Origin of the sequence: Millisia brevis NBRC 105863, assembly GCF_001552615.1 — a bacterium.
Taxonomy (GTDB): domain Bacteria; phylum Actinomycetota; class Actinomycetes; order Mycobacteriales; family Mycobacteriaceae; genus Millisia; species Millisia brevis.
On record NZ_BCRN01000009.1, the window covers coordinates 26888 to 37698 of the forward strand.

Below are 10811 nucleotides of genomic sequence, written 5' to 3' on the forward strand. Positions count from 1 at the left end.
GAGGCCCGTCGATCTCGTCTTCAATCCTCGAGTTCGGACTCCAGTCTGGGTCGACTCGACTTCGGACCGGCCGGATCGCGCCGAAGCTGGGAGAAACCGCCTGATCACACCCTGATCGTCATCGGCCTGACGGCCCTTTCCCATCAATACGGGAGAATCCGACCGTTCATCGAGAGACATTCGGGAAGGTTCACCAACAGACCTCGACTTCCGGATTCACCAACACGTGCGCGGCCCGGAATACCCATCACGCCGTACGTCCGGTAGCAGCACTCGCCACCCGACCCGACCGTCAAGTGACAGCAGAAACTACCTCCGAACAGGGGCGATGCGATTCCCGTCGGCGGTAGGTGGTGATGGCGGGGCCGAGTCGGGCGCATTCAGCGCCGGGCCGTTACGGCGGCTCGGTCAATGGTTCGTAGGAGCGGGGGAGGCGAGGAGATTATCTCCTCGGCGACGCTGTGCGGAAGACAATTGCACACGTCCCACCTCCGAACAGCCGGAAGGCCGGCCACCACGAGGGTGACCGGCCTTCCGGTACTACAGGTACTGCGGGGAAGCGGGACTCAGAAGTCCATGCCGCCCATGCCACCGGTCGGGTCGCCGGCGGGAGCGGCGGCCTTCTCCGGCTTGTCGGCGACAACGGCCTCGGTGGTCAGGAACAGAGCCGCGATCGACGCCGCGTTCTGCAGCGCGGAGCGGGTGACCTTGACCGGGTCGTTGATGCCGGCGGCCAGCAGGTCCTCGTACACGCCGGTGGCGGCGTTGAGGCCCTGACCGGCGGGCAGGTTGCGGACCTTCTCGGCGACGACGCCGGGCTCGAGGCCGGCGTTGAAGGCGATCTGCTTGAGCGGCGCTTCGAGGGCCACGCGCACGATGTTCGCGCCGGTGGCCTCGTCACCCTCGAGCTTCAGTCCATCGAGAACCGGGGAGGCCTGCAGCAGAGCCGCGCCACCGCCGGGGACGATGCCCTCTTCGACGGCCGCCTTCGCGTTGCGAACGGCGTCCTCGATGCGGTGCTTGCGCTCCTTGAGCTCGACCTCGGTCGCCGCGCCGGCCTTGATGACCGCAACACCGCCGGCCAGCTTGGCCAGGCGCTCCTGCAGCTTCTCGCGGTCGTAGTCGGAGTCCGACTTCTCGATCTCGGCGCGGATCTGGGCGACCCGTCCGGCGATCGCCTCGGCGTCACCGGCACCGTCGACGATGGTGGTCTCGTCCTTGGAGACAACAACCTTGCGGGCCTGGCCCAGCAGCGACAGATCGGCGTTCTCGAGGGAGAGGCCGACCTCTTCGCTGATGACCTCGCCACCGGTGAGGATGGCGATATCGGCGAGCATGGCCTTGCGGCGGTCACCGAAGCCGGGGGCCTTGACGGCAACCGACTTGAAGGTGCCGCGGATCTTGTTGACGATCAGCGTGGACAGGGCCTCGCCCTCGACGTCCTCGGCGATGATCAGCAGCGGCTTGCCGGACTGGATGACCTTCTCCAGCAGCGGCAGCAGGTCCTTGACGGTCGAGATCTTCGACGACACCAGCAGGATGTACGGATCCTCGAGGACCGCTTCCTGACGCTCGGCGTCGGTGGCGAAGTAGCCCGAGATGTAGCCCTTGTCGAAGCGCATACCCTCAGTCAGCTCGAGCTGGAGGCCGAAGGTGTTCGACTCCTCGACGGTGATGACACCTTCCTTGCCGACCTTGTCCATCGCCTCGGCGATGAGCTCGCCGATCGCGGGGTCACCGGCGGAGATGCCCGCGGTGGCGGCGATCTCTTCCTTGGTGTCGATCTCCTTGGCCGACTTCAGCAGGGCCTCGGTGACCGCGCCGACGGCGGCCTCGATGCCGCGCTTGAGGCCGAGCGGGTTCGCACCGGCGGCGACGTTGCGCAGGCCTTCCTTGACCAGCGCCTGGGCCAGCACGGTAGCGGTGGTGGTGCCGTCGCCCGCGACGTCGTCCGTCTTCTTGGCGACCTCCTTGACGAGCTCGGCACCGATCTTCTCGTAGGGATCCTCGAGCTCGATCTCCTTGGCGATGGAGACGCCGTCATTGGTGATCGTGGGGGCGCCCCACTTCTTCTCGAGGACGACGTTGCGACCCTTGGGGCCCAGCGTGACCTTCACTGCGTCGGCAAGGCTGTTGAGGCCCCGCTCGAGACCGCGGCGGGCCTCTTCGTCGAACGCGATAATCTTGGCCATTACGAAGTGATCCTCCGGATTGGGGGTGACACTGTGTTGTGGCCGAGTTCGGTGCCCGCGACGGACGACCGGGAGTGTCGATCAACCGGTCTCACCGTCCCGACCTGGCACTCGGAATTCAGGAGTGCCAAGTCACTTTCTAGCACTCGGCACCAGTGAGTGCAAGGTCGCGGCCCGGGAGCTCCGCCGATGCTGGCGACGCAGCCCCCGTCGAGGCGGCAACAACGTTGCAGCGGTCGGACGAGACGTCCGAGAGGTCGGTCAGTTCTCCAGGCCGGCGAGGCAGAACTGACCGTTGGTGAGGACCCAACCGAAGGTGAGCGGGCCGAAGCAGCTGGCGTCGGTCGGCGTCACCGAAACGCCGCCACCCCAACCGGCGAGCGCGACCGCGGTGGCGCCGTCGGCGACCCCGGCGGTCACCAGGCCGCCGCCGAGGGCGGCGCTGTAGAGGGTGCCCGAGCCGATCGCTCCGCCGAGCGCGGTGCCGTAGCCAGTGGCGAGGGAGTAGGCCGCGCCATTGCCGTCGGCGACCGCGACGGCGGTTCCACTCTCGGAGGCGAACGAGCGGGCGACACCGTCACCGGTGACCGAGGCGCCGCAGGCGGCGGTGCCGTCGACGAGGATCAGATTCGGGTTGTCCTGTGAACTGCAGAGCACCGGGGCTGCGGACGCTCCGGCGGGCGACGCCACCGCCAGTCCCGCAGCGACGGCAAGTGCCGCACCCGCCGTGGCAAATCCTGTCAAAAACCGGCGGGCGATAGCACGCATGGCGCTCCTAGGGGCGTCGATACCGAAAAAGGGGGAAGACCTCCGGTTCGATGAACCCGGACGGTGGGGAAACCATACCGCCCGGGGACAACCGCCGGCACCCGGGTGAGCGGTCTCGATTGCGGCCTGATTCCGTCACGGGACGGTCTCTCCGGATCAAATCCGACCGGTCTCCATGCGTCCCATTGTCAGACCCGATCGGAGCGCCGGGGCAGACCAGAGCGGCCGGGGCCGGGGCGGCCGACGGGAGCGCCGGGGTGGCCGGCGCCGGAAACCGGAAACTCCGCCCGGCAGCGCGCCGCGGCGGAGTTCATCGGACACCGGATCGACGGATCGGTGTCGTGGAGGATGCAGGAGGCTGGATACGGAAGGGCGGGCCCGAACGGTCGCGGACCGATCAGAAGTTGCCCTTCTGAACCAGATCGATTTCGACGGGAGTCAGCAGTCGTTCGAACTGCTCCGACGACCAGTGGCCGGACACCTCTGTCGGCCGATCGACGGGCAGCATGGGCAGGTCGGCCTGGCGGCCACGTAGCAGATTATGCAGTTTCATCCGAGTATCACCGACGCATGTATTTTTCCGGGAACGGGGAGCGGAGCCTCAACCAGCCCATCGCTCTACCCCCCGGACACGTTACACCGCCGACCCGCCGAATCGACGCCCGGCGTCGGGCGGCTCACGAAGTCTTTCACTTCGCCGGAAAGCGCAAATCCCAAGCGTGACTTGGGTCACCGAGATGCGGCGGGTGACCCCGGCGGCCGGGATTCACGCGGGACTACGCTGATGCGCACTCGTGCGGCGCCCCATCGGAACGCGGACGTGCCCCGATCGGGCGGCACCGACCGATCGCCCCGCGCCCACCTGCCGACCACCGATACACCAAAGAGGGAGACCGTGGCTCAACGACCGCGCCCGGCCGATGCGCCGAGCCGAAACGGGATCGAACACGTCGTCGACCTGATACGCACCACCGTGCCGCCCGTGCACCCGGCGGGGTTGCCCTTCGTGGGCGGCGCGCTCGCCGCCGCCGTCCTCGGCGGGCGCATCCCGGGGGTGCGCACCACCGGGCTGCTCGCGGCCGCCGCGACCGGCGCCTTCTTCCGTCACCCGAAGCGGGTTCCGCCGTTGCGGCCGGGCGTGGTCGTCTCCCCCGCGGACGGCGAGGTCGCCCTGATCGACGAAGCCTCCCCGCCGGCCGAACTCGGCCTGGGCGATGCTCCGCGCCTGCGGGTGGCGGTCTTCCTGTCGATCTTCGACGTTCACGTCCAGCGCATGCCGGTCACCGCCCGCGTCGAACGGGTCGAACACCGTCCCGGCGCCTTCCTGTCGGCCGATCGGCCGGAGGCCAGTGACGCCAACGAACGCACCAGCATGCTGGTGCGCACCGACGACGGGGTCGAACTGGTCGTCTGCCAGATCGCCGGGCTGATCGCCCGACGCATCGTCTGCGAGGCCCATCCCGGGGATCTGCTGGCGATCGGCGAGACATACGGCCTGATCCGGTTCGGCTCGCGAGTGGACACCTACCTGCCCGTCGACGCGACGCTGCGGGTCGCGCTCGGCCAGCGCACCGTCGGCGCCGAAACGGTGCTGGCCGAACTGCCGTGACCCGTTCCCCCGCGGTGCGGGTTCTGCCCAGTGCCGTCACCGTGCTGGCGTTGAGCGCCGGCCTGACCTCGGTCAAGTTCGCGCTCGACGGTCGGCCGGTCATGGCCGTGCTGTTGATCGGCGCGGCGGCGATCCTCGACGCCCTCGACGGTCGCATCGCCCGGATGCTGGACGCGACCAGCAAGATGGGCGCCGAACTCGATTCGTTGGCCGACGGCATCGGCTTCGGTGTGGCGCCGGGACTGGTGCTCTATCTGACGCTGCTCGACGGGTCGAACGCCGGATGGCTGGCCGCGCTGCTGTACGCGGTGTGCATCGTGCTGCGCCTGGCCCGATTCAACACCCTGGCCTCGGACAGCACCCGCCCTCCGTACGCGGGCGACTTCTTCGTCGGGGTTCCCGCGCCCGCGGCCGCGCTGGCGGCGCTGGCGCCGTTGGTGGCGACGTTGCAGTTCGGCGAGGGCTGGTGGAGCGACCAGCGGGTGGTCTTCGCCTGGACGATCGTGGTCGCCGCGCTGGCGGTCAGCCGCGTCCCCACGCTGTCGCTCAAGTCGGTGGCGATGCCGCAACGGTTGGTGGCCGCGACCCTGGTGCTGGTCGGGATCGCCGCCGCGCTGCTGATGACCTACCCGTTCATCCTGCTGCTGCTACTGACGACGCTGTACATGCTGCATATCCCCTACGCGGTGTACTCGAGCCGCTGGCTGAAGGCGCACCCCGAGCATTGGGATCGCAACCCGAAGGAACGCCGGGAGCAACGTCGGGCGGGCCGCCGCCGGGTCATCCCGCGGCCGTCGCGCAACCGGGTGCGGGTGGGTACCTCGCGGTTGGGGTTGCGGCGCCCCAAGGTCTGAATCGGAACCGACCGCTCCCGAAAACTCGACCCTCGGCCGGGTGGGTCGAGGGCCGAGGTCGGGTTCGTCAGGAGGCGCGGCGGTCGGAGTCGGGAACGCCGGCGTGAACGAGGAACCGGTCGAGCAGCCGGCCGCAGCGCTGCCGCGCGTCGACCTCCAAGTCGATGACCTGCGGGCGAAGCCGTTCGTACTGTCCCTCGACCGAGGCGCCGCCGCCGCGTCGCCGTTCGCACAGCAGCCAGGCGTCGAGCAGGTCCTCGCTGATCTCGGGATGGAATTGCAGGCCCAGGTGCGGGCCGTAGGTGAAGGCCTGAATCGCGTCGGCGGTGCGGGCGATCGTGGTGCCGCCGGCGGGCACGGTGAAGTGGTCGTAGTGGAACTCGAGCCACGGGCCGGACTCGACCAGGGCCGTATCGTCGCTCTCGACCGGGTACCAGCCGACCTCGGCCCGCGCCGCCCGGCTGACCTCGCCGCCGAGGACGCGGGCGAGGATCTGGCCGCCGAAGCAGAGCCCGAGGATCGGCACGGCGGCCGCGTCAGCCTCCCGCAGGTAGGCCATCTCCGCGGCCAACCAGGGCAGCGAATCGTCGTAGGCGGAATCGTCCGAGCCGGTGACGACCAACAGGTCGGCATCGGTCAGCGAGGGCGGCGCCGACTCCCCGCCGGTGGCGGCCAGGAAGGAATACGGCTCGACGGCGTAGCCGCGTTCGGTCAACAACGGGACGAGTGTCCCGGCCAACCGCAGGTACATCTGTTCGTCGGGCTCATGGATCAGGACGACGGCCCGACCGGACGTGGCGATCATGCGTTCGATTGTGACGGGTGGCGGATCGGCGTGCGCGACGCGTCGGCGCACGGGCGGGTCGCCCCCGGGCGCCCGGACGGGTCGACGGCCCGCGCGGGTGCCGGTCGCGCCCCGACCGGAACCAATAGGCTCGTGGGGTGACCGGTCCGCAGCTGCACCTCACCGCCCGCCTCAACCCGTCCGCGATCGATGCCCGACGCGGCCTGGTGCGTGTCCACCCGGAGGTGCTCGCCGCTCTGGGGGTCCGCGAATGGGACGCGATCACCCTGATCGGGGCGCGCCGCACCGCGGCCGTCGCCGCCGCGGCGCACGGGCAGCCCGCCGGAACCGCCCTGCTCGACGACGTGACGTTGTCCAACGCCGGGGTCACCGAGAGCGGACAGGTCGTCGTGGAGTCCGCGGCCGTCCAGGGCGCCCGCTCGGTGGTCGTCCGGGGCAGCGCGCTGGCCACCCGGTCGATCCCGCCGGAGACGCTGCGCCGCGCGTTGCTGGGCAAGGTGCTGACCGTCGGCGATACCGTCTCGCTGCTGCCCCGCGACCTCGGCCCGGGGACCTCGACCGCCGACGCGAGCTCGGCGCTCTCGCGCAGCTACGGCACGGCGTGGACCAGCGAACTGTTGACCGTCTCCGCGACCGAACCGGCCGGCGCCGTGTCGGTCCAACCCAGCACCTCGGTCACCTGGCCGAGCGATATCCCCGGCGCCGCGACCGATGCCGGGATCCGCTCGGCCGTCACCACCACGGGCGCCACGACCGTCGGTGCCACGACTGTAGGTGCCACCGCAGGCGCGGCCGCCACCATGCCGACGACCACCGCGGCGACGCCGCAGACGTCCGGGCAGCCGGCGGAACCGCGCATCCCGGTCGACGATCTGGTCGGCGCGAAGGCGGCCGCGACCACCCTGGACGACTGGCTCGCCCTGGCCCTCGATCAGCCGGAGCTGTTGGCGTCGCTGAAGGCCTCGCCCCGTTTGGGAGTGCTGATCACCGGGCCGGTCGGCGTCGGCAAGGCCACCGTCGCCCGGTCGGTCATCGGTGAGCGCACCCTCTTCGAACTCGACGGTCCGACCGTCGGATCGCTCGAGGCGGGCTCGCGCCTGGAGCGGGTGACCCGCGCGGTCGACGCGGTGGTGCCGGCGGGCGGCGTGCTGCTGATCACCGACGTCGACGCCCTGCTGCCGAGCACCCCGGAGCCGGTGTCCGCGCTGATCCTCGACCAGCTGCGGCGGGCGATCGCCCAGCCGGGGGTGGCGGTGATCGGCACGACCGCGCAGCCCGAGAGCCTCGACGCGCGCGCCCGCGACCCGCAGCTGTTCGACCGGGTGTTGTCGTTGAGCCTGCCGGACGCCTCGGTGCGCCGCGAGCTGCTGACGGTGCTGCTGCGGTCGGTCCCCGCCGGGGATCTCGACCTGTCGGAGGTCGCCGCCCGCACGCCCGGCTTCGTCGCCGCCGACCTCGCCGCGCTGCTGCGCGAGGCCTCGTTGCGCGCGGCCGGTCGCGCCCGCGAGGACGGTGGCGAGCCGAGCCTGGCGCAGACCGACCTGATCGGCGCGCTGTCGGTGATCCGGCCGCTGTCCCGGTCGGGCACCGAGGAGCTCTCGACCGGCAGCCTGAGCCTCGACGACGTCGGCAATATGGTCGACACCAAGCAGGCGCTGACCGAGGCGGTGCTGTGGCCGCTGCGCCACCCCGACTCGTTCGCCCGCCTGGGGATCGACCCGCCGCGCGGGGTGCTGCTCTTCGGGCCGCCGGGCTGCGGCAAGACGTTCATCGTGCGGGCGCTCGCCGGTTCGGGCCTGCTCAATGTGCACGCGGTCAAGGGCGCCGAGCTGATGGACAAGTGGGTCGGCTCGTCGGAGAAGGCGGTGCGCGATCTGTTCCAGCGCGCCCGCGATTCCGCACCGTCGTTGATCTTCCTCGACGAGGTCGACGCCCTGGCGCCGCGCCGCGGGCAGTCGTCGGACTCCGGCGTCGGCGACCGCGTGGTCGCGGCCCTGCTGACCGAGCTGGACGGCGTCGAGCCGATGCGCAATGTCGTCGTGCTCGGGGCGACCAACCGGCCGGAGCTGATCGACCCGGCGTTGCTGCGGCCCGGGCGGCTGGAACGGCCGGTCTACGTGCCGCCGCCGGACGCCGAGTCGCGGGCGGCGATCCTGCGCGCGGCCGGTGGATCGGTGCCGCTGACCGACGAGGTCGACCTGGACGCGCTCGCCGAACGCCTGGAGGGCTACTCGGCCGCCGACTGCTCGGCGGTGCTGCGCGAGGCGGCGCTGGCGGCGATGCGCCGGGACATCGACGCGGCGGCCGTCACCGCATGGGACGTCCAGAAGGCGCTCGACAAGGTCCGGCCCTCGCTCGACCCGGCCCAGGTCGCGGCGCTCGAGGCGTACGCCGACGGTCGATAGCGCGCGGACTCATCCGGTCGGCTCGATCAACCGCCACCCTCGATCGGTTTCGAAGATCTTCTCGAAACCGACGATCGACAACACCTCCGCGAGGGCCTCGTCGGCATCGTCCGCGTAGGCGAGCAGCAGCTCGACGCCGCCGAGAGCGAGCCAGTGCGCCGCCCGACGGATCAGCTCCGCCGCGACGGTCCGGGCATCGACGTGCTCCCGCTCGGCGTGCTGCGACTCGACGTACAGGTTCGCGACGTCGGCGCACCGCACGCCCGGTCCCACGGTGATGTCGTCCACCTCGATCCAACCGATCCGGTTGCCCCGGATCGACGCGGTCAGGACGGTCCCCAAGCCGCCGACCGAACGGGTGATATCCACCTCCGATCGTGCGGCGTCCGATCGTCCAGTGTCCGATCGTGCGGCGTCCGATCGCGCAGCTTCCGGTCGTGCACTGCCGACTACGAGGTCCGAGACGCGAGCGGCCCACCCGGTTTCCGAGGAGTGTTCCGGGACGAACCCGGCCTCGCGCAACATCCGCTGGATGTGGGGCCATTGTCGCGGGATGCCGTAGACGCCGCCGACCGGCAATCGACCGTCGGCAAGGACGGCACGCGCGCCCCTGCGGCGGGCGAGGGCCATCGCCGCCGTCAGCACCGCGCGGCCCGCTCGGGAAGCGTCGGACCAGATCGGCGAGTCGGGGACGTGCAGGATCCACGCGATTTCGACGCATCCTCGGTAGCCGGCCGGGACGGTGGCGTCGGCGGCGTATCGCAGGACCAGGCAGGCCGCGGTGATCCGCCCGGACTGTTCGGCGACGAGGGCGAACCGTTCGACCACCCACCGATCGACGATGAACTCGCCGGGCTCGCGCTCGAGCTGGTTCAACACGGTATTGACCGGCACCGACAGACCCGGCACGACCGCGCGCGCATGTCGGTTGACCAGGTCGGCCAACTGATCGCGATCACTGCGCCGAAAGCGCCGGACCGTCGTATCGCCCACGGTGTGGGCAGCGGGATCGTCGGCGGCAACCACTGGGCCGCTCGTCGGGGATGCATCGCCGGGGAATGGCACGGAGGACCTCACTCGACTGGGTCGGTCCGAGCGGACGCGACGGGTCACCGGGGAGGCCGTTACCGGTACGGCACGGCGTCGACAGTACCGCAGCCGGCGACGATCGGGCCGGCCGCCGAACGGCCCTCAACCGGCGGCCGTGGAATGCTGAATTTGTGCCCGACGACGACCACGCCGCCCCCGACGGGTCCGGCCGCTCCGGCGGCGACGCACAGCCGGCACCCGGCGGCGACGCGCACCCGGCAACCGACGGCGACGCACATCCGCCGCTGCGGGCGCGGTTGACCGGGCGCGTCCAGGGTCGGCCGGCGCTCTCCGCCGCCGTGGTGATCGCGGTCGGCTTGCTGCTGCTCGGCTCGGTCGCCGGGGCACGTTCGATCCTGGTACGGGAGGACGTGCCGCCGACCGAGGCTCGGCCCGCAGCGTCCGAGCCGGCCACGGTCGCGTCGTTGATCACCGCGGGCGCGCGCGTCGACCCGGCCGATCAACACCTCTTCTCCTCCGCCGCCGCACAGGACTCACCGGCCGGTGTGCTCAGCCGGGTCATCCCGTGGACCGGCACCGGCGAGCTGAGCACGGTGGCCGGAACGCCGGGCTCCCCCGTCCCGCCCGGCCCACGACATCTGCGCGTGCGGGTGGAGACCGAGGTCGGCCTGCCGGTCGACGCGACCCGTTTTGCCGACTTCGCGATCGACGTTCTCAACGATCCGCGCGGCTGGGGCGGGCGGGGCTATACCTTCGAACGCACCGACGGATCGGACGCCGCGTTCGAGCTGATTCTGGCCAGCCCGGACACCTCCGAACGCATGTGTGCGCCGCTGGGCACCTTCGGCACCATGTCCTGTCGCGCGGGCAACCGGGTGATCCTGACCTGGTACCGATGGGCGATCGGGATCCCCGACTACGGAACCGCGGTCACCGACTATCGCCGATATGTCGTCAACCATGAGGTCGGTCACTATCTGGGCTTCGGTCATGTCTTCTGCCCCGGCGTCGGGCAACCCGCGCCGCTGATGATGCAGCAGACCAAGGGGCTCGACGGATGCCTGCCGAACCCCTGGCCGTAGGGGAGCAGAAATTCGCGTGCCGCCTTGAACATTCGGGACTTTACCG

At 70.7% G+C, this 10811-nt stretch carries 9 protein-coding genes; 4 read left to right on the forward strand and 5 right to left on the reverse strand.

Translation table 11 applies throughout. The features are described 5' to 3' along the window. Positions 1-566 precede the first annotated feature (566 nt). From groL to MB1_RS25650, 3 genes are all read right to left on the reverse strand, one after another. Positions 567-2192, reverse strand: coding sequence for a chaperonin GroEL (groL, locus tag MB1_RS13660; RefSeq protein WP_066908110.1), 1626 nt, complete (start codon positions 2190-2192; stop codon positions 567-569). A 261-nt stretch (positions 2193-2453) separates the two neighbouring features. Then, positions 2454-2960, reverse strand: coding sequence for a DUF6764 family protein (locus MB1_RS13665; RefSeq protein ID WP_369406871.1), 507 nt, complete (start codon positions 2958-2960; stop codon positions 2454-2456). A gap of 397 nt (positions 2961-3357) precedes the next feature. Next, positions 3358-3513, reverse strand: coding sequence for a hypothetical protein (locus MB1_RS25650; protein ID WP_157084069.1), 156 nt, complete (start codon positions 3511-3513; stop codon positions 3358-3360). 342 nt (positions 3514-3855) lie between these two features. On the opposite strand from MB1_RS25650, the gene MB1_RS26570 reads away from it, so the two are divergent. Next, complete coding sequence (locus MB1_RS26570) at positions 3856-4569, forward strand: phosphatidylserine decarboxylase (RefSeq protein ID WP_066908116.1); 714 nt, start codon at positions 3856-3858, stop codon at positions 4567-4569. Beyond that, a complete protein-coding gene (gene pssA / locus MB1_RS13675; RefSeq protein ID WP_066908119.1) occupies positions 4566-5423 on the forward strand; it encodes a CDP-diacylglycerol--serine O-phosphatidyltransferase in 858 nt (285 codons plus the stop codon). Before MB1_RS26570 ends, pssA begins: the two co-directional genes overlap by 4 nt. Positions 5424-5490: 67 nt before the next feature. On the opposite strand, the gene MB1_RS13680 is transcribed toward pssA, so the two are convergent. Next, entirely contained in the window at positions 5491-6228 is a 738-nt protein-coding gene (locus tag MB1_RS13680; RefSeq protein WP_066908122.1) for a type 1 glutamine amidotransferase, read from the reverse strand. 137 nt (positions 6229-6365) lie between these two features. Between MB1_RS13680 and MB1_RS13685 the strand changes: the two genes are divergently transcribed. Next, positions 6366-8633, forward strand: coding sequence for an AAA family ATPase (locus tag MB1_RS13685; protein ID WP_066908125.1), 2268 nt, complete (start codon positions 6366-6368; stop codon positions 8631-8633). 9 nt (positions 8634-8642) lie between these two features. Here MB1_RS13685 and MB1_RS13690 read toward each other — a convergent pair whose 3' ends face one another. Beyond that, positions 8643-9659, reverse strand: a complete 1017-nt coding sequence (locus MB1_RS13690; protein WP_066908128.1) for a hypothetical protein — start codon at positions 9657-9659, stop codon at positions 8643-8645. A gap of 194 nt (positions 9660-9853) precedes the next feature. Here MB1_RS13690 and MB1_RS13695 point away from each other — a divergent pair, with 194 nt between their 5' ends. Next, positions 9854-10765, forward strand: coding sequence for a DUF3152 domain-containing protein (locus MB1_RS13695; protein ID WP_066908131.1), 912 nt, complete (start codon positions 9854-9856; stop codon positions 10763-10765). Positions 10766-10811 lie beyond the last annotated feature (46 nt).